This is a genomic window from Phycicoccus sonneratiae, assembly GCF_016887965.1.
GTDB lineage: Bacteria > Actinomycetota > Actinomycetes > Actinomycetales > Dermatophilaceae > Phycicoccus > Phycicoccus sonneratiae.
Genome location: NZ_JAFDVD010000005.1, coordinates 133,126 through 157,771 on the forward strand (window position 1 = coordinate 133,126; position 24,646 = coordinate 157,771).

At 73.2% G+C, this 24,646-nt stretch carries 26 protein-coding genes; 16 read left to right on the forward strand and 10 right to left on the reverse strand.

Annotated features, from left to right (window positions below; genetic code table 11):
• Positions 1-27 precede the first annotated feature (27 nt).
• Positions 28-468 carry a DUF1801 domain-containing protein gene (locus tag JQN70_RS04100; RefSeq protein ID WP_204130046.1) on the forward strand — a complete coding sequence of 147 codons (441 nt, stop codon included), beginning with the start codon at positions 28-30 and terminating at the stop codon, positions 466-468.
• Between the two features lie 18 nt (positions 469-486).
• Here JQN70_RS04100 and ypfJ read toward each other — a convergent pair whose 3' ends face one another.
• On the reverse strand, positions 487-1,404 hold the full coding sequence (gene ypfJ, locus JQN70_RS04105) for a KPN_02809 family neutral zinc metallopeptidase (protein ID WP_204130047.1): 918 nt from the start codon (positions 1,402-1,404) through the stop codon (positions 487-489).
• A 130-nt stretch (positions 1,405-1,534) separates the two neighbouring features.
• Here ypfJ and JQN70_RS04110 point away from each other — a divergent pair, with 130 nt between their 5' ends.
• Both JQN70_RS04110 and JQN70_RS04115 read left to right on the forward strand, forming a co-directional pair.
• The gene (locus JQN70_RS04110) at positions 1,535-3,133 is read left to right on the forward strand and encodes an ABC-F family ATP-binding cassette domain-containing protein (protein WP_204130048.1); all 1,599 of its coding nucleotides are present in this window, start codon (positions 1,535-1,537) and stop codon (positions 3,131-3,133) included.
• Positions 3,134-3,168: 35 nt separating this feature from the next.
• The gene (locus JQN70_RS04115) at positions 3,169-4,227 is read left to right on the forward strand and encodes a metallophosphoesterase (RefSeq protein WP_204130049.1); all 1,059 of its coding nucleotides are present in this window, start codon (positions 3,169-3,171) and stop codon (positions 4,225-4,227) included.
• A 6-nt stretch (positions 4,228-4,233) separates the two neighbouring features.
• Here the strand turns inward: JQN70_RS04115 and JQN70_RS04120 are convergent, their stop codons facing one another.
• Positions 4,234-5,619, reverse strand: a complete 1,386-nt coding sequence (locus JQN70_RS04120) for a TrpB-like pyridoxal phosphate-dependent enzyme (protein WP_307835807.1) — start codon at positions 5,617-5,619, stop codon at positions 4,234-4,236.
• A 145-nt stretch (positions 5,620-5,764) separates the two neighbouring features.
• Here JQN70_RS04120 and JQN70_RS04125 point away from each other — a divergent pair, with 145 nt between their 5' ends.
• Positions 5,765-7,663, forward strand: coding sequence for an ABC transporter ATP-binding protein (locus tag JQN70_RS04125; protein WP_204130051.1), 1,899 nt, complete (start codon positions 5,765-5,767; stop codon positions 7,661-7,663).
• A 3-nt stretch (positions 7,664-7,666) separates the two neighbouring features.
• Here the strand turns inward: JQN70_RS04125 and JQN70_RS04130 are convergent, their stop codons facing one another.
• Both JQN70_RS04130 and JQN70_RS04135 read right to left on the reverse strand, forming a co-directional pair.
• Positions 7,667-9,013 (reverse strand): DUF2252 domain-containing protein, encoded by a 1,347-nt coding sequence (locus JQN70_RS04130; RefSeq protein ID WP_204130052.1) that lies wholly within the window; start codon positions 9,011-9,013, stop codon positions 7,667-7,669.
• A 36-nt stretch (positions 9,014-9,049) separates the two neighbouring features.
• Complete coding sequence (locus tag JQN70_RS04135; protein ID WP_204130053.1) at positions 9,050-9,838, reverse strand: SURF1 family cytochrome oxidase biogenesis protein; 789 nt, start codon at positions 9,836-9,838, stop codon at positions 9,050-9,052.
• A gap of 33 nt (positions 9,839-9,871) precedes the next feature.
• Here JQN70_RS04135 and moaA point away from each other — a divergent pair, with 33 nt between their 5' ends.
• On the forward strand, positions 9,872-10,873 hold the full coding sequence (gene moaA / locus JQN70_RS04140) for a GTP 3',8-cyclase MoaA (RefSeq protein ID WP_204130054.1): 1,002 nt from the start codon (positions 9,872-9,874) through the stop codon (positions 10,871-10,873).
• A 13-nt stretch (positions 10,874-10,886) separates the two neighbouring features.
• Here the strand turns inward: moaA and JQN70_RS04145 are convergent, their stop codons facing one another.
• On the reverse strand, positions 10,887-11,240 hold the full coding sequence (locus JQN70_RS04145) for a DUF3099 domain-containing protein (protein WP_307835808.1): 354 nt from the start codon (positions 11,238-11,240) through the stop codon (positions 10,887-10,889).
• 61 nt (positions 11,241-11,301) lie between these two features.
• Here JQN70_RS04145 and fabG point away from each other — a divergent pair, with 61 nt between their 5' ends.
• Positions 11,302-12,015: a beta-ketoacyl-ACP reductase gene (fabG, locus tag JQN70_RS04150; RefSeq protein WP_204130056.1), complete on the forward strand. Its 714-nt coding sequence runs from the start codon at positions 11,302-11,304 to the stop codon at positions 12,013-12,015.
• Between the two features lie 43 nt (positions 12,016-12,058).
• Entirely contained in the window at positions 12,059-12,817 is a 759-nt protein-coding gene (gene fabI, locus JQN70_RS04155; RefSeq protein WP_204130057.1) for an enoyl-ACP reductase FabI, read from the forward strand.
• 3 nt (positions 12,818-12,820) lie between these two features.
• On the opposite strand, the gene serB is transcribed toward fabI, so the two are convergent.
• Positions 12,821-14,050 (reverse strand): phosphoserine phosphatase SerB, encoded by a 1,230-nt coding sequence (gene serB, locus JQN70_RS04160; protein WP_204130058.1) that lies wholly within the window; start codon positions 14,048-14,050, stop codon positions 12,821-12,823.
• 71 nt (positions 14,051-14,121) lie between these two features.
• On the opposite strand from serB, the gene JQN70_RS04165 reads away from it, so the two are divergent.
• Positions 14,122-14,667: a DEAD/DEAH box helicase family protein gene (locus JQN70_RS04165; protein ID WP_204130059.1), complete on the forward strand. Its 546-nt coding sequence runs from the start codon at positions 14,122-14,124 to the stop codon at positions 14,665-14,667.
• Positions 14,668-14,685: 18 nt separating this feature from the next.
• Here JQN70_RS04165 and JQN70_RS04170 read toward each other — a convergent pair whose 3' ends face one another.
• The 3 genes from JQN70_RS04170 to glgC are packed head-to-tail and all read right to left on the reverse strand — an operon-like array spanning position 14,686 to position 16,945.
• A complete protein-coding gene (locus tag JQN70_RS04170) occupies positions 14,686-14,838 on the reverse strand; it encodes a hypothetical protein (protein ID WP_204130060.1) in 153 nt (50 codons plus the stop codon).
• Positions 14,839-14,858: 20 nt separating this feature from the next.
• A complete protein-coding gene (locus tag JQN70_RS04175; protein ID WP_204130061.1) occupies positions 14,859-15,695 on the reverse strand; it encodes an LLM class F420-dependent oxidoreductase in 837 nt (278 codons plus the stop codon).
• On the reverse strand, positions 15,692-16,945 hold the full coding sequence (gene glgC, locus JQN70_RS04180; protein WP_204130062.1) for a glucose-1-phosphate adenylyltransferase: 1,254 nt from the start codon (positions 16,943-16,945) through the stop codon (positions 15,692-15,694). Before glgC ends, JQN70_RS04175 begins: the two co-directional genes overlap by 4 nt.
• 63 nt (positions 16,946-17,008) lie before the next feature.
• Between glgC and glgA the strand changes: the two genes are divergently transcribed.
• The 5 genes from glgA to JQN70_RS04205 all read left to right on the forward strand — a co-directional run bounded on the left by glgA (position 17,009) and on the right by JQN70_RS04205 (position 21,276).
• Positions 17,009-18,202 (forward strand): glycogen synthase, encoded by a 1,194-nt coding sequence (glgA, locus tag JQN70_RS04185; RefSeq protein ID WP_204130063.1) that lies wholly within the window; start codon positions 17,009-17,011, stop codon positions 18,200-18,202.
• A complete protein-coding gene (locus tag JQN70_RS04190; RefSeq protein WP_204130064.1) occupies positions 18,199-18,684 on the forward strand; it encodes an XdhC family protein in 486 nt (161 codons plus the stop codon). The genes glgA and JQN70_RS04190 overlap by 4 nt, the downstream gene beginning before the upstream one ends.
• Positions 18,685-18,730: 46 nt before the next feature.
• Positions 18,731-19,513 (forward strand): ABC transporter ATP-binding protein, encoded by a 783-nt coding sequence (locus tag JQN70_RS04195; protein ID WP_204130065.1) that lies wholly within the window; start codon positions 18,731-18,733, stop codon positions 19,511-19,513.
• 66 nt (positions 19,514-19,579) lie between these two features.
• A complete protein-coding gene (locus JQN70_RS04200) occupies positions 19,580-20,053 on the forward strand; it encodes an NfeD family protein (protein ID WP_204130066.1) in 474 nt (157 codons plus the stop codon).
• Positions 20,054-20,091: 38 nt separating this feature from the next.
• Entirely contained in the window at positions 20,092-21,276 is a 1,185-nt protein-coding gene (locus tag JQN70_RS04205) for an SPFH domain-containing protein (RefSeq protein WP_204130067.1), read from the forward strand.
• A 10-nt stretch (positions 21,277-21,286) separates the two neighbouring features.
• On the opposite strand, the gene JQN70_RS04210 is transcribed toward JQN70_RS04205, so the two are convergent.
• The gene (locus JQN70_RS04210) at positions 21,287-21,613 is read right to left on the reverse strand and encodes an ArsR/SmtB family transcription factor (RefSeq protein WP_239110569.1); all 327 of its coding nucleotides are present in this window, start codon (positions 21,611-21,613) and stop codon (positions 21,287-21,289) included.
• An 83-nt stretch (positions 21,614-21,696) separates the two neighbouring features.
• On the opposite strand from JQN70_RS04210, the gene JQN70_RS04215 reads away from it, so the two are divergent.
• Genes JQN70_RS04215 through JQN70_RS04225 form a run of 3 tightly spaced genes read left to right on the forward strand, consistent with a single transcriptional unit; the run spans position 21,697 to position 24,553 of the window.
• Positions 21,697-22,947, forward strand: coding sequence for an MFS transporter (locus JQN70_RS04215; protein WP_204130069.1), 1,251 nt, complete (start codon positions 21,697-21,699; stop codon positions 22,945-22,947).
• Positions 22,948-22,967: 20 nt separating this feature from the next.
• Positions 22,968-23,741 carry a sulfite exporter TauE/SafE family protein gene (locus JQN70_RS04220; RefSeq protein WP_204130070.1) on the forward strand — a complete coding sequence of 258 codons (774 nt, stop codon included), beginning with the start codon at positions 22,968-22,970 and terminating at the stop codon, positions 23,739-23,741.
• Positions 23,738-24,553 (forward strand): TrmH family RNA methyltransferase, encoded by an 816-nt coding sequence (locus tag JQN70_RS04225; RefSeq protein WP_204130071.1) that lies wholly within the window; start codon positions 23,738-23,740, stop codon positions 24,551-24,553. The genes JQN70_RS04220 and JQN70_RS04225 overlap by 4 nt, the downstream gene beginning before the upstream one ends.
• Positions 24,554-24,646: the final 93 nt, after the last annotated feature.

Consider the following 24,646-nt stretch of genomic DNA (forward strand, 5'->3'; position numbering starts at 1 on the left):
ACAGCCACGAGAGAGGGAGGGAGCGCCATGAGCGCCGCGAAGAAGACCACCGGGAGCGTCCTCAGCGACGCCGAGAAGGCGGCGATGAAGGCCACCGTCGCCGAGCGTCGGGCCGCCGCCAAGGGGGCCAAGGCCGAGGACGACGTCAAGGCCGTGCTCGACGCCATCGCGAAGATGTCCGACCACGACCGGGCGCTGTGCACCCGGCTGCACGAGATCATCACCACTGCCGCACCGGAGCTCGCGCCGCGGACGTGGTACGGCATGCCGGCCTACGCCAAGGACGGCAAGGTCCTCCTGGCCGTCAAGAACTCTGGCAAGTTCGGCCAGCGCTACACGAGCCTGGAGTTCCAGGACGTCGCGCAGCTCGACTCCGGCTCGATGTGGCCGGTCTCGTGGGCGGTCACGACCCTGACGAAGACCGGCGAGAAGGACGTCGCGGCGCTGGTGCGCAAGGCGGTGGGCTGACCGGGCGCAGGGCATTGGTCACTCGACCGAGGCGACGGCGAAGGTGTCGCAGCGGTTGAGGTCGCCGGTCGAGTAGCCCTGGAGGAACCAGCGCTGGCGAGCCTCCGCCGACCCGTGCGTCCACGTCTCGGGGTTGACCCGCCCGCTCGCCGACGCCTGGATGGTGTCGTCGCCGACGGCCTTGGCAGCCGAGAGGGCCGAGCGGATGTCGGCGTCGGTGATCGGCCGGAGGAACGGCGTGCCGGTGTCCTCGTCGGGCACGCTGCTCGCGTGCTTGGCCCAGACGCCCGCGAGGCAGTCGGCCATCAGCTCGGTGCGGACCGCCCCGGACTCGGCCCCCTGCGGGTCCTGCTGGGCGCGGCCGAGCAGCCCGAGCTGGTCCTGGAGGGCGTGCCCGTACTCGTGCGCGACGACGTACTCCTGGGCCAGGGCTCCGTCGTCGGCGCCGAACCGGCTGGTCAGGAGCTCGAAGAAGCTCGCGTCGATGTAGACGAGCTTGTCGAGCGGGCAGTAGAACGGGCCGACCTGGTTGCTCGCGGTGCCGCAGGCGGACTGGGTCTGGCCGTCGTAGAGGACGGTCTGGGTCGGCTGCCACTCGCGCTTGTGGCGGACGAGCTCGTCGCCCCAGAAGGCCTGGACCGAGTTCACCGTGCCGACGACCCGGCACACGTCGCTGGAGTTGGCGTCCGCGCCGCTCTTGCACTCGTCGAAGGCGCTGCCGTCCTCGGTGCCACCCGCCTGCACCTGGCCGGGGTCGAGCTGGCCGCCACCGGTGGGCAGTGACCCGGGGTCGATGCCGAAGACCATGAGCAGGATCGTGAGGATGATCCCGCCGATGCCGCCGCCGACGACCAGGCCACCCGGCCCGCCGCGACCCCCGCCACCGCCGGAGCGCACCTGCGAGGTGTCGAGCGTGACGTTGTCGTTGAAGCTCATGCGGCGGCCTCCGGACTCGTGCCGTGCCGGAGCGCTCCCCGGCCCGCCTTAGACTAGGGGTGACCACGCGCCGCCGGACACCATCGTCGCCCCCGTTCGCGCGCGTCGCCCCGACCCGAAGGACCCTCCCGTGATCACCGCTGCCGCCGTCGAGCTGCGCGCGGGCTCCCGCCTACTCCTGGACGACGCGACCTTCCGGGTGGCCGCAGGCGACCGCATCGGCCTCGTCGGCCGCAACGGGGCCGGCAAGACGACGCTCACGAAGACCCTCGCCGGCGTCACCCAGCCCGCCGCGGGGACCATCACCCGCACGGGCGAGGTCGGCTACCTCCCGCAGGATCCCCGCACCGGTGACCTCCACGTCTCCGCCCGCGACCGCGTGCTCTCGGCCCGCGGCCTCGACACCATCGTCCGCGACCTGCGGGCCGCCGAGCAGGCGATGGCCACCGAGACCGGCGAGAAGCAGGAGAAGGCGATGCGCCGTTACGCCCGGCTCGACGCCGAGTTCACCGCCGCCGGCGGGTACGCCGCCGAGTCCGAGGCCGCCCAGATCGCCGCCGCGCTCGGTCTCGAGGAGCGCCTCCTCGAGCAGGAGATCGGCACGCTCTCGGGTGGCCAGCGCCGCCGCGTCGAGCTGACCCGCATCCTCTTCTCCGGTGCCGAGACCCTGCTCCTCGACGAGCCGACCAACCACCTCGACGCCGACTCGATCGGCTGGCTGCGCGACCACCTCAAGGGCTACCGCGGGGGGCTGGTCGTCATCAGCCACGACGTCGAGCTGCTCGACGTCGTCGTCAACAAGGTCTTCCACCTCGACGCCAACCGCGCCGAGCTCGACCAGTACAACCTCGGCTGGAAGGCCTACCTCCAGCAGCGCGAGACCGACGAGCGGCGCCGCAAGCGCGAGCGCGCCAACGCCGAGAAGAAGGCGTCGGCGCTCATGGCCCAGGCCGACAAGATGCGGGCCAAGGCGACGAAGACCGTTGCGGCGCAGAACATGCAGCGCCGGGCCGAGCGACTGCTCGGCGGCCTCGAGGCCGAGCGGGCCCACGACAAGGTGGCGAAGCTGCGGTTCCCGAAGCCCTCGCCGTGCGGGAAGACGCCGCTGCGCGCCACCGGGCTGTCCCGCTCGTACGGGTCGGCCGAGGTCTTCACCGACGTCGACCTCGCGATCGACCGCGGCTCGCGCGTCGTCGTGCTCGGGCTCAACGGCGCCGGCAAGACCACCCTCCTGCGCCTGCTCGCCGGTGTCGACGCGCCCGACACCGGCCAGGTCGAGCCGGGCCACGGCCTCAAGCTGGGGTACTACGCGCAGGAGCACGAGAACCTCGACGTCGGGCGCACGGTGCTCGAGAACATGAAGTCGGCCGCGCCCGACCTCGGCGAGACCGAGGTCCGCAAGGTGCTCGGCTCGTTCCTCTTCAGCGGCGACGACGTCCTCAAGCCGGCCGGGGTCCTCTCCGGCGGCGAGAAGACCCGGCTCTCGCTGGCCCTGCTCGTCGTCTCCTCGGCGAACGTCCTGCTCCTCGACGAGCCGACGAACAACCTCGACCCCGCCAGCCGCGACGAGATCCTCGGCGCCCTGAGCACCTACGAGGGCGCCGTCGTCCTCGTCACCCACGACGAGGGCGCCGTCGACGCCCTCGAGCCCGAGCGCATCCTCCTGCTCCCCGACGGCGTCGAGGACCTCTTCAGCGCCGACTACCGCGAGCTCGTCACCCTGGCCTGACGGTGGGCCGCCCGCGGGCGGCGCATACTGCACCCATGAGGGGTCGCGCCGCCGCCGTGGGGGCCGTCGCCCTGCTCGCGCTCGGTGCCTGCGCGAACCCGGCGGCGACGAGGGACCCCACCCCGGAGGCGGCCCCGCGGCTGACGTCGGCCCCGGCGCTGTCGCCCACGCCGGTCCCCACCGTCCGCAGCCCGCGCCCGGACACGCTGCACTTCTCGGTCCTCGGCGACGTCGGCGCCACGGCGGACTCCCGGCGCGTCCTGTCGGCGGTCGGTGCCGCCGGCGACGCGTTCACGCTCGTGGTCGGCGACCTGTCGTACGGGGCGGCCGGGGCCGAGCCGGCGTGGTGCGACACCGTGAAGCAGGCCGTCGGGCCGCACCACCCGGTCGAGCTCGTCGCCGGCAACCACGAGGACCACGGGCCGAACGGCGACATCGACGCCTTCCGGGCCTGCCTGCCCAACCGGCTCCCCGGGCTCGTCGGGCGCTACGGGCAGGAGTGGTACGTCGACGTCCCGGCGGTGCACCCGCTCGTCCGCGTCGTCATGATCTCGCCGGCGCTCGACTTCGGTGCCGGGGAGTGGTCCTACGCCGCGGGAACGTCGCACTTCACCTGGACGCGAGACGCCCTCCGCTCGGCACGGGCCGCGGGCATCCCGTGGGTGGTCGTCGGGATGCACAAGCCCTGCCTGTCGGTCGGGGTCTACGCCTGCGACCCGGGCGCCGACCTGATGAACCTCCTGCTGCGCGAGAAGGCCGACCTCGTCGTCACCGGCCACGAGCACATGTACCAGCGGACCAAGCGGCTGGCCCTCGGCCCCTCGTGCCCGGCGGTGGTCCCCGGCCGGTACGACTCGGGCTGCGTGACCGGTTCCGGGGGAACGACGTTCGTCACCGTGGGCACCGGCGGGCACGAGCTGCGCGACGTCGGACGCTCCGACAGCGAGGCGGGCTACTTCGCCGCGGTCAGCGCCCGCAACAAGGACGCGGCCTTCGGGTACCTCGCGGTGGACGCCACGAGCCGCACGCTCGACGCGCGGTTCCGCCCCGCGGCCGGGTCGACGTTCACCGACCGGGTGAGCCTCACCCGGTGACGACGCTCAGCCCGGGATGGCCGGCAGCCGGGTGAGGGCGCGCGCGACCGACTCCTGGAGCTCGGTGTCGTCCCACGTGTGGTCGACGAGGTCGCCGCGCAGGTAGGCGTCGTAGGCCGGCAGGTCGAGGTGGCCGTGGCCGCAGAGCGCGGTGAGGATGACCTTCTCCTCGCCGGTCTCGACGCAGCGGATGGCCTCGTCGACGGCGGCGGCGATCGCGTGCGTGGGCTCGGGGGCCGGGACGATGCCCTCGGTGCGGGCGAAGAGGACACCGGCGGCGAAGCAGTCCTTCTGCGTCTTCGCGGTCGCCTCGATGAGCCCCTCCTCGTAGAGATGGCTGATGAGCGGGCTCATCCCGTGGTAGCGCAGGCCGCCGGCGTGGATCGGGTCGGGGATGAAGTCGTGGCCGAGGGTGTGCATCTTGAGCAGCGGGGTCAGCCCGGCGACGTCACCGAAGTCGTAGGCGTAGGTGCCCTGCGTGAGCGACGGACAGGACGCGGGCTCGACCGCCCGGATGACCGGGCCGGTGCCGCCGGCGGCGAGCTTCTCGCGGAGGAACGGGAAGGTCAGCCCGCCGAAGTTCGAGCCGCCGCCGGTGCACCCGACGATGAGGTCGACGGCCTCGCCGACCTTGGCCAGCTGGAGCAGCGCCTCCTCACCGATGATCGTCTGGTGCAGCAGCACGTGGTTGAGCACCGAGCCGAGCGCGTAGTTGGCCGTCGGGTCCTGGGCGGCGACCTCGACCGCCTCGCTGATCGCCAGGCCGAGCGAGCCGGGGGAGTCGGGGTCGGCGGCGAGCATCGTCCGGCCGGCCTCCGTGAGGTCGGACGGGCTCGGGTGCACCGTGCCGCCGAAGGTCTCCATCATGATCTTGCGGTAGGGCTTGGCGTCGTACGAGGCGCGGACCTGCCAGATCTCGCACTCGAGGTCGAACTGGGCGCAGGCGAACGCGAGCGAGGTGCCCCACTGGCCGGCCCCGGTCTCGGTGGTCAGCTTCCGCACGCCCGCCTTCGCGTTGTAGTACGCCTGCGGCACGGCCGTGTTCGGCTTGTGGGACCCGGCCGGGGAGACGCCCTCGTACTTGAACCAGATGTGGGCCGGGGTGCCGAGCGCCTTCTCGAGCCGGTGCGCCCGGTAGAGCGGCGAGGGCCGCCACAGCCGGTAGACGTCCTGGACCTCCTGCGGGATGTCGACGAAGCGGTCGGTCGTGACCTCCTGCGCGATGAGGTCCATCGGGAAGATCGCCGCGAGGTCGTCGGGCCCGACCGGCTGCCCGGTGCCCGGGTGCAGGGGCGGGGGTGGAGGCGTGGGGAGGTCGGCCACGAGGTTGTACCAGCGCGTCGGCATCTCGTCCTCGTCGAGCAGGACCTTGTGGCGCAGCGGCTCGGGCACGGTTCCTCCAGCACGTCGGTGGGGTGGTGCGGTCATCCTCCGGGCGGCCGCCACGGCGCACAAGGGGGTGCCCACGGCGCGCGGAACACCTGTCGGCGCGCGGTGGTTGACTGACGAGCGACGACGACGAGGAGCTGACGACCGGATGAGCATGCAAGGGTGGCAGGCGCTGCACAGCCTGAGCCGTGACTCCAGCGTGAAGGAGCGCCGGCTGACGCCGGGCACCACCCGCCGGGTGCTCGGTTACGCCCGCCCGTACAAGACGGCCATCGCCTGGTTCCTCGGGCTCGTCGTCGTCGAGTCGGGCCTCGTCGTCGCGACCCCGCTGCTGCTCAAGTCGATCATCGACGACGGCATCTACCCCAAGGACTCCGGCCTCGTCGTCCGCCTGTCGCTGCTCGTCGCGGCCATCGCCGTCGTCGGGGGAGTGCTCACGCTCGTCGAGCGGTGGTTCTCGGCGCGCATCGGGGAGGGGCTCATCTACGACCTGCGCACCGAGGTCTTCTCGCACGTGCTCCGTCAGCCGGTCGCGTTCTTCACCCGCGCCCAGACCGGCGCCCTCGTCACCCGGCTCGGCAACGACGTCATCGGGGCGCAGCAGGCGTTCACCTCGGTGCTGTCCAGCGTCGTCAGCAACGCCATCACCCTCGTGCTCATCGTCGGGGCCATGGCCCTGCTCTCCTGGCAGCTCACCCTGGCCGCACTGCTCCTGGTGCCGTTCTTCCTGCTGCCCGCGCGCTTCATGGGGCGCCGGCTGGCCTCCCTCGCGCACGAGCAGATGGTGCAGAACGCCGACCTCGGCACCCGGATGACCGAGCGCTTCAACGTCGCGGGGGCGCTGCTCGTCAAGCTCTTCGGCCGCCCGGTCGTCGAGGACGGCGAGTACGCCACCCGGGCGGCCCGGGTGCGCGACATCGGGGTCCGCATCGCGGTCAACCGGTCGGTGTTCTTCGTCGCGCTCACGCTCGTCGCCTCACTGGCCACGGCGATGGTCTACGGCGTCGGCGGCCTCATGGCCGTCGGGGGCTCGCTCACCGTCGGCACCCTCATCGCACTCACCGCGCTGCTGGCCCGCCTCTACGGCCCGCTGACCGCCATCTCGAACGTCCGCGTCGACATCATGACCGCACTCGTGTCCTTCGAGCGCGTCTTCGAGGTCCTCGACCTCGAGCCGCTCGTCGCCGAGGCCCCGGACGCCGTCCCGGTCCCCGCCGGTCCGGTGCGCGTCGAGGTCGACCGCGTCGGCTTCTCCTACCCGTCGGCCGACGAGGTGTCGCTCGCCTCCCTCGAGAGCACCGCCACCGGCGACCGCCGGGGCAGCGGGCCGGTGCTGCGCGACGTCTCGTTCACGGTCGAGCCCGGAAGCCTCGTCGCCCTCGTCGGCCCGAGCGGTGCCGGCAAGACGACCATCACCGCGCTCGTCGCCCGGCTCTACGACCCCACCACCGGGGCCGTCCGCATCAACGGGGTCGACCTGCGGCAGGCCGGCAGCGAGTCGCTCCACGACGCGGTCGGGGTCGTCACCCAGGACGCCCACCTCTTCCACGACACGATCCGGGCCAACCTCGACTACGCGGCCCCGAGCGCCACCGAGGAGCAGATGGTCGCCGCGCTGCGGGCCGCGCAGGTCTGGTCGCTCGTCGACTCGCTGCCCTCGGGCCTCGACACCGTCGTCGGAGACCGCGGCCACCGCCTGTCCGGTGGCGAGAAGCAGCGCCTCGCCATCGCGCGCCTGCTGCTCAAGGGTCCCGGGCTCATCGTCCTCGACGAGGCCACCGCGCACCTCGACAGCGAGTCCGAGCAGGCCCTCCAGCGCGCCCTCGACGAGGCCCTGCGCGACCGCTCGGCGCTCGTCATCGCGCACCGGCTGTCCACGGTCCGGCACGCCGACCAGATCCTCGTCGTCGACGACGGCCGCATCGTCGAGCGGGGCACCCACGCCGAGCTCGTGGCCGCCGACGGCCTCTACGCCGAGCTCTACCGCACCCAGTTCGACGACGAGCTCGGCGAGGTCCTCGACACCCCCACGTCGACGCCCCGCTAGGCCTCAGGCCGGGGCGACGTGCTCGAAGGAGCCGCCGCGGAAGGCGTCGACGAAGAGCCGGTGGTCCTCGCGGGCCTGCTCCGAGTACTCGCGGGCGAACTCGCGCATCGTCGTGACGAGGCCGTCGACGTCGCCGCCCACCGCAGCGCCGACCGCGTCCTCGACGCTGACGGCCACGAGGTCCTGGTCGGACTCGGAGTCGGCGACGCAGTGGATCTTCGCCGTCGCACGCCCGAGCTGCGGCACGAGCACCTCGAGGTCCCCCGGCTCGGTCACCTCGTCCCACGACAGGTCCGCCTCGTAGGGCGAGACCTCGCTGACGACGAAGCCGACCGGCCCGTCGCGCCCGGCGAGCGAGGTCCAGCCGAGGAACCGGTCGGCGTGCGCCTGGAGGGCCCGCTGCGAGATGGCCGTGCGGTGACCGTGGTGCTCGAAGTACGAGGCGCCGCGCTCGTCGTCGACCACGCGGCTCGGCGCCGCGACGTTGCCCTGCTTCATCGAGAGCACGACGTCGTTGTCGAGCGCCTGGGTGAACCCCTCGATTAGCACGCTGTAGGCCGGCAGCCCCGCGCTGCCGATGCCGAACCCGGAGCGCCCGACGACGTCGAGGACGTCGAACGTCACGCTGTCCCGGTGCGGCGTCGGCAGGGTGTGCCGGTACCCGTCGAACGCCGCCCGCACCGAATCCTCCTCGTCGGGCTCGAGGCGGCGCACCCCCGGGCCGTCGGCGAACCGCCGGCGGAAGTCCTCGACGACCGTCATCGACTCGAGGAGCCCGACCCGCGTCGTCAGCTTGGCGCGGTGCAGCGCGTCGAGCACCGCTCCCTCGCCGGTCTCGAGGGTGAGGGCCCACTCGGTGTCGTCGGCGACCTCCCGGTAGTGCTCGACCTGGTCGAGGTAGGCCCGCACGTAGGTCGCGACGAGGTCGTCGACGACGGTCTCGGGCAACGCCTTCTGCCAGCACATCAGCGACAGGCTGGCCACGAACCGCGCGAGGTCCCACGTCCAGTGACCGAGGTAGGCCTCGTCGAAGTCGTTGACGTCGAAGACGAGCCGGCCATCGGCGTCGAGGTAGGTGCCGAAGTTCTCGGCGTGCAGGTCGCCCTGCACCCACACCCGCGAGGACGCGTCGTCGACCCACCGGACGTCGAAGTCCGCGAACCGGCCGCCCGCGCCCACGTCGGCGTAGAAGAGGCACGCCGAGCCGCGGTAGAACGCGAACGGGTCGCGGGCCATCTTCCGGAACTTCGTGCGGAAGCCGTGCGGGTCGGCGCGCATCAGGGGCTCGAAGGCCTCGAGGAGGGTGTCGACGACGAGGGCGGTGCGGTCCCCGCGGGGCTCCTGGCTCATTCCCGCACGATGCCACGTGAGGCTGAACGCCCGCCCTCAGGCGTCCTCCTCGTCCCAGATCCGCACCTTCTTCTCCTTCGGTGGGTACTTCTCGGGGTGCGCGAGCCGTTCCTCCCGGCGGACCCCGAAGCCGACGAGCACGAAGCCGGCGACCGTCGCCATCCACCACTGGTAGGCGTAGGCGAGGTGCGGACCGAGGCTGCGGTCCGGCGGCGCGAGGGCCTGCGGGCGCGCCGGGGTGGAGCCGTCGGCGGCGGTCTCGCCCTGGAGCAGCACGTAGCCCGGCAGCAGCGTGGTCCCCAGGGCCGCGGAGGCGTCGCGCACTGACAGGTTCGCGATCTGACCGGGTGCCGGGGGCCGGCCGGGGGAGGCCTCGCCGTGCCGCGCCCACCCGATCACCGTCACCTCACCGCTCGGTGCCGGGGCGACCGAGGGCAGCACGCTCGCCCCGCGGTCCGAGGCCGGGACCCAGCCGCGGTCGACGAGCACGTCGGTGCCGCCGTCGGTGGGGCGCAGGGCCCAGAGCACCTCGAGCCCGACCTCGCCGTCGTTGGGTCGGCCGCGCACGAACAGGGGCCCCTCGACGTAGGCGCCCCGCACGGTGACGCGGGTCCACTCGGCGTCGCGGGCCACGCCGGCACCGGTGACGACGTCCTCGACCGGCACGGGGGTGGCGCGGTAGTGCTCGTCGAGGAGGGCGTTGCGCTCGACCTTCGCCTCGTGGCGGTGGTACTGCCACCAGCCGAGGTGGTAGGCCGCGACGGCGAAGAGCGCCGCGAGGACCAGCGCGCCGAGCCAGCGAGGAGACACCAGCCGACGCAGCACCGTTCCACGTTACGCGACGTAGGCTGTTCCCCTATGACCGACCTCCCCGAGCCCCGCCTCCTCGACCGCTTCGGCCGTGTCGGGCGCGACCTGCGCGTCTCGGTCACCGACCGGTGCAACCTGCGCTGCACGTACTGCATGCCGGCCGAGGGCCTCGACTGGATGGCCAAGCCCGAGATGCTCACCGACGACGAGCTCGTGCGCCTCGTGCGGGTCATGGTCGATCTCGGGGTCACGAACGTCCGCCTCACCGGCGGCGAGCCGCTGCTGCGGCGCAGCCTGGTCCACGTCGTGCGGGGGATCGCCGGGCTCGAGCCGCGTCCGCGCATCGCGATGACGACCAACGGCGTGGGCCTCGACCGGCTCGCCGCGCCCCTCGCCGAGGCCGGCCTCGACCGCGTCAACATCAGCCTCGACACGATCGACCCGCAGCAGTTCCGCGACCTCACCCGGCGCGACCGCTTCGAGGACGTCGAGGCCGGGCTCAAGGCCGCCGCCGACGCCGGGCTGACGCCCGTCAAGGTCAACGCCGTCGCGATGCGGGGCTTCAACGACGAGGGCGTCGCCGACCTGCTCGGCTGGTGCCTCGACCGCGGCTACGCGCTGCGGTTCATCGAGCAGATGCCGCTCGACGCCCAGCACGCTTGGGACCGTTCGCGGATGGTCTCCCAGGCCGAGATCCTCGAGCGCCTCGGCGAGCGGTTCCGGCTCACCCCGGTCGAGGGTCGCGGTAGCGCCCCCGCCGAGCTGTTCCACGTCGACGGCGGCCCCGAGACGGTCGGGGTCATCGCGAGCGTGTCCGCTCCGTTCTGCGCGGCCTGCGACCGGGTCCGGCTCACCGCCGACGGCCAGCTGCGCAACTGCCTCTTCGCCCGCTCGGAGGTCGACCTGCGCGGTCCGATACGCGAGGGCGCCACCGACGCCGAGCTCGCCGACCTCGTCGTCGCGGAGATGTGGGCCAAGAAGGCCGGGCACGGCATCGACCGCCCGGACTTCGAGCAGCCGGACCGCCCGATGTCGGCGATCGGCGGCTGACCGACCGGCCGGGTCAGCGCCGGTGCTCGTCCTCGCGTCGGCTCACCGTGCTCGGCACCTGCTCGAAGGGTCGCTCGGTGAGCAGCGGGGTGTCGTCGGTGGTCGGCGTCACGACCCGGGCCCGGCCACGCACCCGCGGGGCCACCGCGTTGGCGGCGACGACCGCGATGAACGGCAGGACGATCGCGCCGGCCGCGAAGACCCAGCGGTACCACTCGTCGATGACGATGGCGAGGAGGAAGCACGCGGTGCGGACGGACATCGTCACGAGGTAGTGCTTGAGACGGGCCCGCTGGTCGGCCTCGCGCGACTCCGCCGCGGTCGTCACCGACTGGGCGTCGGGCGCGTGGTGGCGGGTCGTGGGCACCCGTCCACCATACGTCCGGGGCTGTCCGCCTACCGCCGGGTAGTCCACTAGGTTCGACAGCATGAGCGAGCCCCGCACCGTCCTCGTCACCGGCGGCAACCGAGGCATCGGCCTGGCCATCGCGCGCTCCTTCGCGCAGGCGGGGGACCGGGTCGTCGTCACCCACCGCAGCGGCGAGCCGCCGGAGGGCCTCGAGGGCGTGCGCTGCGACGTCACCGACTCCGCGAGCGTCGACGCCGCGTTCACCGAGGCCGAGGAGAAGCTCGGCGGCCCGGTCGAGGTGCTCGTCGCGAACGCCGGCATCACCAAGGACGGCCTGCTCATGCGGATGAGCGACGAGGACTTCGACAGCGTCCTCGAGACCAACCTCACCGGTGCCTTCCGCTGCGTCCGGCGCGCCAGCAAGGGGATGATCCGGCTGCGGCGCGGGCGGATCATCCTCATCTCGAGCGTCGTCGGGCTGTACGGCGGTCCGGGGCAGGCGAACTACGCCGCGAGCAAGGCCGGCCTCGTCGGGCTGGCCCGCTCGGTCACCCGCGAGCTCGGGGGCCGGGGCATCACCGCCAACGTCGTCGCCCCCGGCTTCATCGAGACCGACATGACCGCCGCCCTGCCCGAGGACACCCAGAAGACGTACAAGGCGGCCATCCCCGCCGGCCGGTTCGCGACGACCGACGAGGTGGCCGGCGTGGTCCGCTTCCTCGCCTCGCCCGAGGCGGCCTACGTGTCCGGCGCCGTCATCCCCGTCGACGGCGGCCTCGGCATGGGCCACTGACCCGCACCCCACGACGACCGACCTCACCACCGAAAGGCCAGTCATGCTGCTCGAGGGCAAGAAGCTCCTGATCACCGGTGTCCTCATGGACTCCTCCATCGCCTTCCACGTCGCGAAGCTCGCCCAGGAGCAGGGCGCCGAGGTGGTGCTCACCTCCTTCGGACGCACGACGAAGATCACGACCGCGATCGCCAAGCGCCTCCCGCAGACCCCCCCGGTCATCGAGCTCGACGTCACGAGCGAGGAGGACCTCGCCGCCCTCCCCGACCGGGTGCGCGAGCACGTGCCGCACCTCGACGGCGTCCTGCACTCGATCGGGTTCGCGCCGCAGGGGGCGTTCGACTTCCTGTCGGCCACCTGGGAGGACGTCTCGACCGCCGTCCACGTCTCCGCCTTCTCGCTCGCGGCGCTGGCCAAGGCGGCCCTGCCGCTGATGTCGGAGGGTGGCAGCGTCGTGGGGCTGACCTTCGACGCCCGCTTCGCCTGGCCGGTCTACGACTGGATGGGCGTGGCCAAGGCCGCGTTCGAGTCCACGAACCGGTACCTCGCCCGCGACCTCGGCCCGAAGGGCGTGCGCTGCAACATCGTCGCGGCCGGCCCGATCCGCACGACGGCGGCCAAGTCCATCCCCGGTTTCGAGCAGTTCGAGGAGGCGTGGGGCAGCCGTGCGCCGCTCGGCTGGGACGTGAACGACGCCGTGCCCACCGCACGCGCCTGCGTGTCGCTGCTCTCCGACTGGTTCCCGGCGACGACCGGCGAGATGGTGCACGTCGACGGCGGGTACCACGCCATCGGCGCCTGAGGCTCAGGCCCCCGCGGGCTCGCCGGTCTCGGCGTCCTCGATCTCCTCGCGGCTGACACCGAGGAGGAAGAGCACCGTGTCGAGGTAGGGCACGTTGACCGAGGTGTCGGCCTGCTCACGGACCACCGGCTTGGCGTTGAACGCGACGCCGAGGCCGGCGGCGCCGAGCATGTCGAGGTCGTTTGCCCCGTCGCCGATGGCGACCGTGCGCGAGAGCGGCAGGCCCTCGAGCGCGGCGAACTCGCGCAGGGCGTCGGCCTTGCCGGCCCGGTCGACGACGTCCCCGACGACGCGGCCGGTCAGCACGCCGTCGCGGACCTCGAGCCGGTTGGCCCGCACGTGGTCGACCCCGAGCTCGGCCCCGATCGGCTCGACGACCTCGGCGAACCCCCCGGACACGAGGGCCACCGTGAAGCCGAGCGACTTGAGGGTCCGGACGAGGGTTCGGGCGCCCGGGGTGAGCCGCACGGCGTCCCGCACGTCGTCCAGGACGGACGCGGGGAGGCCGGCGAGCGTGGCCACCCGGGCGTGGAGGCTCTCGGCGAAGTCGAGCTCGCCGCGCATCGCCCGCTCGGTGACGGCCGCGACCTCCGCGGCGGTGCCGGCGTGCCCGGCGATGAGCTCGATGACCTCGTCCTGGATGAGCGTCGAGTCGACGTCCATGACGACGAGGCGGCCACCGCGCCGGGCCAGGCCGGCCGGGGCGACCGCCACGTCGCAGCCGGTCTCGGCGGACACGAGCGCGAGGTCGCGCCGCAGCGCCGGGACGTCGGCGCCCGAGACGTCGAGCTCGACGGTCGTCACCGGCCAGCGCGACAGCCGCCGGATGCGGTCGATGTTCGCCCCGTGCCGGGCGACGGCACCCGCCACGGCCGCGACGTGGCGGGTCTGGAGGGGGGCGGCCATCGCGACGACGGCGGCCCGGCCGGTGCGCCGCGGCCGGTTGTCACCACGCCCGGCCACGAGGCCGACGTGCATCCCCATCGCCTGCCCGGCCCGGGTCAGCCGGTCGGTGAGGACGTTCTCGTCGTGGACCGGGGCGAGGAGGACCGACAGGGCGAGGTGGCCCCGGACGACCACCTGCTCGACGTCGAGGACGTCGGCGCCGACGGTGGACGCCGCCTCGAAGACCGCCTTGGTGACCCCCGGCCGGTCCGGGCCGGAGAGGGAGACCAGGAGGGTCCGGGCCTCCGGGTCGGGCTGCGGCGGCGGGCTGCTCGCGGGCGAACTCACGTCTCGACCCTACCCACGGGCGGTGCCCCGGACGGCGGTCGGCCGCGGACCGGACCGGCTAGCGTGCGAGGGTGCGCATCGTCGTCTCCGGGACCCACGCCACCGGGAAGTCGACGCTGGTGGCCGACCTCGGGACGGCCCTCGGCGACCACGAGATCCTCGGCGACCCGTGGGAGCTCGTCGACGACGACCTCCCGCTCGGCTCCGCCGCGTCGTTCGCCGCACAGCTGGAGGCCGCCGCCGAGCGCCTCCTCGGGCTGGCGCCCGGCGCCGACGTCGTCGTCGAACGCGGCCCGCTCGACCTCATGGCGTACCTCCTCGCCCTGGGCGAGCTGGGGCGCCCGGCGCCGTCGCCGGCGGCCCTGGAGCCGCTGCGGGCCCTGACGGCGCGGGCGACGGCGCGCGTCGACCTCCTCGTCGTGCTGCCGCTCGCCGGTGTGCATGGGCTGTACGTGCCGGAGGAGGAGGACCTCGACCTGCGGGCGGCCGCGGACGGGTGCCTCCTCGACCTGCTCGACGACGACGAGGTCCTCCCGCCGTCCGTGGCGGTCCTCGAGGTGGCCGGTCCACCCGAGGCGCGGGTCGCCGCGGTGCTCGCCGCGCTCGGCCGCGGCTGACCCCCGGACGCCCGACCGTCAGGCGGCGGCCGGCGGCGGCGGGGGAGCGCTGGGCGTGCCGAGCGGGCCCCGGCTGGCGCCGGGTTCGCTGCGCAGCGCGAGCCCGGTCACGACGAGGAAGACGCCACCGAGCACCCGCAGCCAGCCGGTCGACCCCGACGACAGCGTCATCGCCGCGTACGCCCTTCGGTTCAGCGGGACGGGTGGTGGGCGTCGCGCCAGGCGACGAGGTCGCGGATCGGGCCGAGGTCGTAGTCGGGGCCGTTCAGGCCCACCGTGAAGAGGCGCGTGCCGACCTCGAAGAGCGCCTCGGCGCCGGCGGCGTAGTCCGCGACGTCCTCGGGCAGCCGGCCGGGCTTGGGGGAGACCCCGGACGAGCGCTCGATCTCGGCGGGGTCGCGGCCGAGCCGCGCGCACCAGTCGTCGAGCACGGCGTGCTTGTGGGCGATCGTCTCGGGCGACCCGAAGCCGTGCCAGATGTCCGCGTGCCGGGCGACGATGCGCAGCGTCTTCTTCTCGCCGCCACCGCCGACGAGCACCGGGATCTTCCGGGTCGGTGCGGGGTTGAGCCTCGCCAAGCGCTCCTCGATGAGCGGGAGGTCGCGGGCCAGGGCGTCCAACCGTCCTCCGGCGGTGCCGAACTCGTAGCCGTACTCGTCGTAGTCGCGCTCGAACCAGCCCGAGCCGATGCCGAGGACCAGCCGGCCCTCACCGCCGTCGCGCGCGCTGATGTGATCGACGGTGCGGGCCATGTCGGCGAGCAGCTGCGGGTTGCGGTAGGAGTTGCACGTCACGAGGGCGCCGATCTCGACCCGCTCGGTGGCCTCGGCCCAGGCGCCGAGCATCGTCCAGCACTCGAAGTGGGCGCCGTCGGGCTCGCCGTACAGCGGGTAGAAGTGGTCCCAGTTGAAGATCGCGTCGACGCCGAGGTCCTCGAGCTCTGCACAGGCCCGGCGGAGGTCGGCGTAGGACGCGTGCTGCGGCTGCAGCTGCGCCCCGACGCGGACCGGGCGGTCGGCCGTGCTCACCCGCTGATCTCCTGGCCCTTGCCGACGACGGTGATGCCCGAGTCGGTGACCGAGAACCCGCGCTCGAGGTCGGCCTCGCGGTCGACGCCGATCGAGGTGCCGTCGGGGACGACGACGTTCTTGTCGATGATCGCCTTGCGCACCGTGCAGTTGCGCCCGATCTGCACGCCGTCGAGCAGGACGCTGTCGTCGACCTCGGTGTAGCTGTGCACGTGGACGTCCGGGGAGACGACCGAGCCGATGATGCGCGCCCCGGAGATGACGACGCCGGGGGAGACCGCGGAGTTGAGCGCCTCGCCGAAGCGCCCGTGCGCCCCGTGGACGAACTTGGCCGGCGGGTACGGACCGTAGGTCGTGTAGATCGGCCAGTCGTAGTTGTAGAGGTTGAACACCGGGTGGATCGAGACGAGGTCCATGTGGGCGTCGTAGTAGGAGTCCATCGTCCCGACGTCGCGCCAGTAGCCCATGTCGCGCTCGGTGCCACCCGGCACGACGTTGTTCTTGAAGTCGTAGACGTAGGCGGCGCCCTGGTCGACGAGGGCCGGGACGATGTCGCCGCCCATGTCGTGCTTGCTGCCGTCGGTCGTCGCGTCCGACGTCACGGCGTCGATGAGGGCGTCCGCGGTGAAGACGTAGTTGCCCATGCTCGCGAGGATCTCGTCGGGGGAGTCGGGCAGGCCGTCGGGGTCGGTGGGCTTCTCGAGGAAGGCGCGGATGCGCGAGGGGTCGTCGGGCTCGACGTCGATGACGCCGAACTGGTCCGACGTCGAGCGCGGCTGCCGGATGGCCGCGACGGTGACGCCGGCGCCGCTCGCGACGTGCTGGTCGACCATCTGCGAGAAGTCCATCCGGTACACGTGGTCGGCGCCGACGACGACGACGATGTCGGGCCGCTCGTCCCGGATCGTGTTGAGGCTCTGGAATATCGCGTCGGCGCTGCCCTGGTACCAGGACTTGTCGATGCGCTGCTGGGCCGGGATCGGGGCCACGTAGTTGCCGAGCATCGTGCTCATCCGCCAGGTGCGGGTGACGTGCCGGTCGAGGCTGTGCGACTTGTACTGCGTGAGCACGACGACCTTGAGGTAGCCGGAGTTCACGACGTTCGAGAGGGCGAAGTCGATGAGCCGGTAGATGCCCCCGAACGGGACGGCCGGCTTGGCCCGGTCGCGGGTGAGCGGCATGAGCCGTTTGCCCTCACCACCAGCGAGGACGATGGCCAGGACCTTGGGACCTCCGCTGCGGTACGCCATGGCCCCAACCTATGGGGTGCGCGTCCTCGCCGGGAGTCCCCGATCACCACTACGGTGAAAACCGTGCGCATCGACATCCTGTCCAAGGAGTACCCGCCGTCCATCTACGGGGGAGCGGGGGTGCACGTCGCCGAGCTCGTGCGGGCGCTGCGGGCCCGCGGCGACTCCGACGTCCGCGTCCACGCCTTCGGGGGTCCCCGGGACGAGGAGGGCACGACGAGCCATCCCGACCTCCCCGAGCTCGAGGGCGCGAACGCGGCGCTCACGACCCTCGGGGTCGACCTGACGATGGCCGCCGCGTGCACCGGCGCCGACGTCGTCCACTCGCACACCTGGTACGCGAACTTCGGTGGGTTGGTGGGCAGCCTGCTCGAGGGGGTGCCGCACGTCCTGTCGGCGCACAGCCTCGAGCCGATGCGGCCGTGGAAGGCCGAGCAGCTGGGCGGCGGCTACCGGCTGTCGTCGTGGGTCGAGCGCACGGCGTACGAGGGGGCGGCCGCCGTCATCGCGGTGAGCGCGGGCATGCGCGAGGACATCCTGCGCTCCTACCCCCAGGTCGACCCCGACAAGGTCGTCGTCGTACACAACGGCATCGACTCCCAGCTGTGGCAGAAGCGCACCGACCCCGACACCGTCCGCCGGCACGGCATCGACCCCGACCGCCCGAGCGTCGTGTTCGTCGGCCGGATCACCCGCCAGAAGGGGCTGCCCTACCTCCTGCGCGCCGCCGCCGAGCTGCCGCCGGAGGTCCAGCTCGTCCTTCTCGCCGGCGCTCCGGACACCCCGGAGATCAAGGCCGAGGTCGAGGAGCTCATCGCCGGCCTGCGCGAGCACCGTGACGGCGTCGTCTGGGTCCCGGAGATGCTGCCGCGCGACGAGGTCGTCGCCGTCCTCAGCGGCGCCACGGTCTTCGTGTGCCCGTCGGTCTACGAGCCGCTCGGCATCGTCAACCTCGAGGCGATGGCCTGCGAGCTGCCGGTCGTCGCCACCGCCACCGGAGGCATCCCCGAGGTCGTCGTCGACGGCGAGACCGGCTGGCTCGTGCCCATCGAGCAGGTGCAGGACGGCACCGGCACCCCGGTCGACGAGGACCGCTTCGTCGCCGACCTCGCCGCCGCCCTCACCGACGCCGTCTCCGACCTCGACCGGGCCGAGCGGATGGGCGTCGCCGGGCGGGCGCGGGCGGTCGAGGCCTTCTCCTGGGCGACCATCGGCGACCGGACGATGGAGGTCTACCAGCAGGTGCTCGCCCGGTGAGCGACACCCGGCACGACCCCGTCCTCGGCAGCGGCGCGACGCCCGTCGACGGCCCGCTCGGCGTGCTCGTCGTCGTGTTCGACAACCGGATCGCCCAGTCGCTCACCGCCATCGCCACCGCCACCGGGTGGTCGGTCACCGCGCTCGAGGCGTCACCCGGCGACGGGGGACTGGCGGCGCTCGGCCCGGTCGACGCGCTCGTCGTCTGCAACCACGACGGCGAGGGGGCCTACGACCTCGTCCGCGACGCGGTGCGCTCCGGGGTCCGGTACGTCGCGATGATGGCCAGCCGCGGGCGCTCCGCGGCCCTCGTCGACGAGCTGCGCGGCGAGGGCTTCGGCGCCGACGAGCTGGCCCGCCTGCACGTGCCGGCGGGGCTGTCGATCGGCGGCAGCTCGGCCGGCGAGATCGCCCTGTCGGTCATGGCGGAGGTCGTCGCCGACGCCCACGACCGTCCCGGCGGCCCGATGCGCGCGCACTGAGGCGTGCCTCCGGACGGGCCCCGACCCGTCGACTAGGGTCGGGTGCATGAGCGACGTCCTGGCCCTGGCAGGCGTCAGCGTCGTGCGTGGGGAGACGACCATCCTCGACGACGTGTCGTGGGAGGTCGAGGAGGGCCAGCGCTGGGTCGTGCTCGGCCCCAACGGCGCCGGGAAGACCACGCTCCTCCAGCTGGCCTCGGGACGGATGCACCCGACGTCCGGGGTCGCGGGGATCCTCGGCGAGGTCCTCGGGGCGGTCGACGTCTTCGAGCTCCGCCCCCGCATCGGGCTCTCCAGCGCCGCTCTCGCCGACCGGATCCCGCCGCGCGAGCGGGTGCGCGACGTCGTCGTCACCGCCTCGTACGGCGTCGTCGGGCGCTGGCGCGAGGCCTACGACCGGATGGACGAGGGCCGGGCCGCCGAGCTGCTCGAGGCCCTCGGCGCCAGCCACCTCGCCGACCGCCGTTACGGCACCCTGTCCGAGGGCGAGCGCAAGCGGGTGCAGATCGCCCGGGCGCTGATGACCGACCCCGAGCTGATGCTCCTCGACGAGCCCGCCGCGGGCCTCGACCTCGGCGGGCGCGAGGACCTCGTGCGCCGCCTCGGCGACCTCGCCGCCGACCTCGCGGCCCCGGCGCTCGTCCTCGTGACGCACCACGTCGAGGAGATCCCGCCGCACTTCACCGACGTCCTGCTCCTGCGCGGCGGCCGCGTCGTCGCCCAGGGGCCGGTCGAGATCACGCTCACCGCCGAGAACCTCGAGGCGACCTTCGGGATGCCCCTCGAGCTCGAGGTCCGGGGAGACCGCTATGCCGCTCGCGCCCGCTGAGCGGTCGCGGAACCGGGTTCCGGCGCACCGCGTCGGAGCGTCGACACCGTAGGGAAGGGGACGCCGATGGACTGGCTGACCGACAACGCCTGGCTCGGCTGGGTCGGCATCGCACTGGTGCTCGCGGCCATCGAGGTCGCGACGGTCGACTTCGTCTTCCTCATGTTCGCCGGGGGAGCGCTGGCCGGGGCGGTCGCCGCCGCGTTCGGGGCGCCGTTCTTCTTCCAGGTCGTCGTCGCGGTGGTCTTCGCGCTGCTCCTGCTGCTCGTCGTCCGCCCGATGCTCAAGAACAAGTTCATGGACAGCGTCACCGACCACCACATCGGCGCCGCCGGGCTCGTCGGCCGCGAGGCCTGGGTGCTGCAGGCGGTCACCGACACCGACGGCCGCATCAAGCTCGCCGGCGAGACGTGGTCGGCCCGGCTGGCCGAGGGCGGCGAGCCGGTCGGCCCGGGTGACCAGGTCCGCGTCATCGCCATCCACGGCGCGACGGCGATCGTCGTCCCCGTCCCGGCCCCCCCGACCACCCCCACCACCTGACCCCGCGCCCCACCCGGGCGCCCACCGAGAGGCACACCATGGACGGAATCGGTCCACTCATCGTCATCCTGCTGCTCGCGCTGTTCGCGATCATCGTGCTCGTCCGCACGGTGCGGATCGTGCCCCAGCAGACGGCGCTGATCATCGAGCGCCTCGGTCGCTACTCGCGCACCCTCGAGGGCGGCATCCACTTCCTCGTGCCGTTCGTCGACATCGTGCGCGCGAACATCGACCAGCGCGAGCAGGTCGTCTCGTTCCCGCCGCAGCCGGTCATCACGAGCGACAACCTCGTCGTCTCGATCGACACGGTCATCTACTACCAGGTGATCGACCCGAAGTCGGCGGTCTACGAGATCGCGAACTTCATCGCCGGTATCGAGCAGCTGACCGTCACGACGCTCCGCAACGTCATCGGCTCGCTCGACCTCGAGCAGACGCTGACCAGCCGTGACCAGATCAACGGCCAGCTCCGCGGCGTCCTCGACGAGGCGACCGGCAAGTGGGGCATCCGCGTCAACCGCGTCGAGCTCAAGGCCATCGACCCGCCGGCCTCGGTCCAGGAGTCGATGGAGAAGCAGATGAAGGCCGAGCGCGACCGCCGCGCCGCCATCCTCAACGCCGAGGGCATCAAGGCCAGCCAGATCCTCACCGCCGAGGGCGAGAAGCAGAGCCAGATCCTGCGGGCCGAGGGCTCGGCGCAGGCCCGCATCCTCGAGGCCCAGGGCCAGGCGCGCGCCATCCAGCAGGTCTTCGACGCGATCCACCGCGGCAAGCCGACCCAGAAGCTGCTCGCCTACCAGTACCTCCAGGTGCTGCCCCAGATCGCCCGCGGCGACTCCAACAAGATGTGGATCATCCCCAGCGAGCTCACCGACGCCCTCCGCGGCATCGGCGGGGCGCTCGGCGCGACGAAGCCCTCGGGCGACGGTGGCGACGACGAGTGGGTCGACCCGGGCGAGATGCTCGGCAACGCCTTCGAGGAGACCACTCTCGAGGACCCGAAGGAGGCCCTCGAGCGGGCCCGCGGGCAGGCGGCGCAGTCGAGCAAGGAGGCCGAGGAACACGCCCAGCCGGCCTCGCGGGTCCAGCCGCCGATCACTCCCGGTGCCGACGCGGTCCCGCCGCGGCAGGCGCCGGCCGCGCCGCCGGTCGCGCCGCCCGCGCCGACCGAGCCCGTGGCACCTCCCGCGCCGCCCACCGAGCCGCCGCCGGCCCAGCCCTGACCCCGGGGCCTCAGGCCTCCTCGAGGACGGCCTCGAGGAGGCCGGGGAAGCGGGCGTCGAGCTCGGCCCGGCGCAGGGTGACGACGCGATGGCGCCCCGAAGGCTCGTTGCGGACGAGCCCGGCCTCGCGCAGCGTGCGCAGGTGGTGCGAGAACGTCGACTTCGGCACGTCCGGGTCGGTCTCCCGGCACTCCTCGACCGTGCGCGGGCCGTCCGCGGCCAGCTCGCGCACGAGGGCGAGGCGGGAGGGGTCGCTGAGCGCGAAGAGCACGGTCGGCAGGGCGACCCCCGCGAGGTCGGGGTGCTCCATGAGGCGGGGTGACCGCGGACGGGACAACGGTTCGACTCCTTTGGAATAGTGCATGGGGTGCACCGGTTGCAACCGCTCGTACGGTTCGACCATTCCGGAACGGAGCACCCATGGTCCCGCGCCTCACCCCGCCCGTCGCGTTCGTCGTCGTCGGTGCGACCCTCGGCACCGTCCTCGCCGCGGCGAGCGCGCCGAGCCCCCTGTACCCCGCGTACCAGCAGGCGTTCGGGTTCTCGGCGGCCACGCTCACCGTCGTCTTCGCGGTGTACGTGCTCGCCCTCCTCTGGGCGCTGCTCGTCGTCGGGCGGCTCAGCGACCACCTCGGTCGTCGGCCGGTCCTCGCCGCCGCCCTCGTGCTGCTGCTCGGGAGCCTGGGCCTGTTCCTCACCGCCGACGACACCTCGACCCTCCTCCTCGCGCGCGTGGTCCAGGGGCTGGCGACGGGCACGGCGACCGCGGTCCTCGGCGCCTACCTTCTCGACCTCCAGCGCTACGGCACCCAGCGGGGCTCGCTCGTCAACGGCGTGGCGCCCACCGCCGGGCTGGCCGTGGGCGGGCTGCTCGCCGGCGTGCTCGCGCAGTACGCCCCACTCCCGCTGCGGACGGTCTACTCCGTGCTGGCCGTCGTCGTCGCCGGGCTGCTGCTCGCCGTCCCGAGCCTGCCCGAGACCGCACCGCGACGCCCCGGCGCGCTGGGCTCGTTGCGTCCCGTGCTCGCGGTGCCCGGTGCCGCCCGCCGCGTGTTCGCCCGCTCGGTCCCGGCCATGGTGTCGACCTGGTCGCTCGGCGGGCTGATGCTCTCGGTCAGCGGCTCCGTCCTCGCCACCCGCTTCGGGGTGACCGACCACGCGGTGTCCGGGCTCGTCATCGGCGCCTTCAGCGGTGCCGGGGCCCTCGCCTCGTTCCTCGCCCGGGGGCTGACGTCGCCGGTCCTCACGCGGGCCGGCCTCTCGGTGCTCGTCGTCGGCCTGGTCGGCTTCACCGGCGCCCTCGCGGCGACCTCGCTGCCGCTGCTCGCCGTCGCGGTCGTCGTGGCCGGTGCGGGCTTCGGGACCTCCTTCCTCGGGATGCTCCGGGCGCTCAGCGCGCTGGCCCAGCCGCACGAGCGGTCCGCCCTGATGTCGGCGGTCTACACGGTCAGCTACCTCGCCTTCTCGGTGCCGGCCGTCGTCGCCGGCGTCGTCGCGGGGCGGATTGGGCTGTCCCGGACCGTCCTCGGCTACGCCGCCCTCGTCGCGGTCCTGGCGGCGGGTGCGCTGGCCGCCGAGCTGCTCCCCGGCTCCCGTCGGGCCGGCCCGACCGTCCCGGCGGCACCCGCTCGCGTGCCGGCGGCGACCGGGTGCGGCGCGGGGCGGTCCTGACCCGCCACTAGGGTGACGGGGTGTCCGTCGGTGAAGCGCTGCTCGTCGTCCTCGCGGGCGTGGGGGCGGGCACCATCAACACCATCGTCGGGTCGGGGACGCTCATCACCTTCCCGACCCTCCTGCTCCTCGGCGTCCCGCCGGTGACGGCGAACATCTCGAACAACCTCGGGCTGGTGCCCGGCAGCATCACCGGGTCGGTCGGCTACCGGCGCGAGCTGCGGGGGATGGGCCCCGACCTGCGCCGCTACGTGCCGATGTCGCTGCTCGGCGGGGTGACGGGCGCGGGACTCCTGCTCGTCCTCGACCCCGACCTGTTCCGGACGATCGTCCCGGTGCTCATCGTCGTCGGCATCCTCCTCGTCGCCCTCGGCCCGCGGATCAACGCCTGGACGGCCCGTCGCCGCGAGGTCGCGGAGGGCGCCGGCTCCGGGCGCCGCGTCGCGATGCAGGCCGGCGTGCTCGGGGCAGGGGTCTACGGCGGGTACTTCGGTGCCGCGCAGGGGATCATCCTCATGGGCATCCTCGGCGCGCTGTCGGGCGAGTCCCTGCAGCGGCTCAACGGGCTGAAGAACGTCCTCGCGTCGGTGGTCAACACCGTCGCGTCGGTCGTCTTCCTCGTCGTCGCCCCCGAGCGGGTCGACTGGCTCGTCGTGCTCCTCATCGCCGTCGGGTCCACGCTCGGCGGGGTCATCGGCTCCACGGTGGGCCGCCGGTTGCCGGCCCCGGTGCTGCGCACCCTCATCGTCGTCGTCGGTGTCGTCGCGGTGACCAAGCTGGTGGCCTTCCCGTGAGCGTCGAGCGCATCACCGACGAGCGCGACCCGCGCCTCGAGGACTACGTGGCGCTCACCGACGTCGCCCTGCGGCGCCGGCTCGAGCCGGAGGGCGGCCTGTACGTCGCGGAGTCCGAGAAGGTCATCCGGCGCGCCCTCGCCGCCGGCCACCGCCCGCGTTCGTACCTCATGGCCGAGCGCTGGCTCACCGACCTCGCCGACGTCGTCGCCGACGCCGAGCGGGACGGCGTTCCCGTCTTCGTCGGGGCGCACGACGTCATCGAGCGGCTCACCGGCTTCCACCTCCACCGCGGGGCCCTGGCCGCGATGCACCGGCCGACCTTGCCCCCGCTCGCCGAGGTGCTCGCGGACGCCCGTCGGGTGCTCGTCCTCGAGGACGTCGTCGACCACACGAACGTCGGCGCGGTCTTCCGCTCCGCCGCCGCGCTCGGCACCGACGCCGTGCTCGTGACGCCCCGGTGCGCCGACCCGCTCTACCGGCGCGCCGTCCGGGTGTCCATGGGCACCGTCTTCCAGGTGCCGTGGACCCGCATCGAGCCGTGGCCGGGCGGTGTCGAGGACCTCCGGGGGCTCGGCTTCCACGTGGCCGCCCTCGCCCTGACCAAGGACTCCGTCGGCCTCGACGAGCTCGCGGCCGACCCCCCGGAGCGGCTGGCCCTCGTGCTCGGCACGGAGGGCGACGGGCTGACCCGTCGGACGGTCGCCGCGGTCGACTCCGTCGTGCGCATCCCGATGGCCGGGGGAGTGGACTCCCTCAACGTCGCGGCCGCCGGGGCGGTCGCCGCCTGGGCGCTGCGCCCACGCGGCTGATCCGTCGGCGACGACCATCTGATCCAGAGGTCATCCGTCCGGCCATACTTCGGTTTCCGTGCCGACAACGGTGTCAATGGTGCGGTTACGGTG

Excerpts from the sequence above, each read along its gene's own strand:
- JQN70_RS04100 (WP_204130046.1), top strand. The coding sequence starts at position 28 with ATGAGCGCCGCGAAGAAGACCACCGGGAGCGTCCTCAGCGACGCCGAG.
- ypfJ (WP_204130047.1), bottom strand. The coding sequence starts at position 1,404 with ATGAGCTTCAACGACAACGTCACGCTCGACACCTCGCAGGTGCGCTCC.
- JQN70_RS04115 (WP_204130049.1), top strand. The coding sequence starts at position 3,169 with ATGAGGGGTCGCGCCGCCGCCGTGGGGGCCGTCGCCCTGCTCGCGCTC.
- JQN70_RS04125 (WP_204130051.1), top strand. The coding sequence starts at position 5,765 with ATGAGCATGCAAGGGTGGCAGGCGCTGCACAGCCTGAGCCGTGACTCC.
- JQN70_RS04130 (WP_204130052.1), bottom strand. The coding sequence starts at position 9,013 with ATGAGCCAGGAGCCCCGCGGGGACCGCACCGCCCTCGTCGTCGACACC.
- moaA (WP_204130054.1), top strand. The coding sequence starts at position 9,872 with ATGACCGACCTCCCCGAGCCCCGCCTCCTCGACCGCTTCGGCCGTGTC.
- fabG (WP_204130056.1), top strand. The coding sequence starts at position 11,302 with ATGAGCGAGCCCCGCACCGTCCTCGTCACCGGCGGCAACCGAGGCATC.
- fabI (WP_204130057.1), top strand. The coding sequence starts at position 12,059 with ATGCTGCTCGAGGGCAAGAAGCTCCTGATCACCGGTGTCCTCATGGAC.
- JQN70_RS04170 (WP_204130060.1), bottom strand. The coding sequence starts at position 14,838 with ATGACGCTGTCGTCGGGGTCGACCGGCTGGCTGCGGGTGCTCGGTGGC.
- glgC (WP_204130062.1), bottom strand. The coding sequence starts at position 16,945 with ATGGCGTACCGCAGCGGAGGTCCCAAGGTCCTGGCCATCGTCCTCGCT.
- JQN70_RS04195 (WP_204130065.1), top strand. The coding sequence starts at position 18,731 with ATGAGCGACGTCCTGGCCCTGGCAGGCGTCAGCGTCGTGCGTGGGGAG.
- JQN70_RS04200 (WP_204130066.1), top strand. The coding sequence starts at position 19,580 with ATGGACTGGCTGACCGACAACGCCTGGCTCGGCTGGGTCGGCATCGCA.
- JQN70_RS04205 (WP_204130067.1), top strand. The coding sequence starts at position 20,092 with ATGGACGGAATCGGTCCACTCATCGTCATCCTGCTGCTCGCGCTGTTC.
- JQN70_RS04215 (WP_204130069.1), top strand. The coding sequence starts at position 21,697 with ATGGTCCCGCGCCTCACCCCGCCCGTCGCGTTCGTCGTCGTCGGTGCG.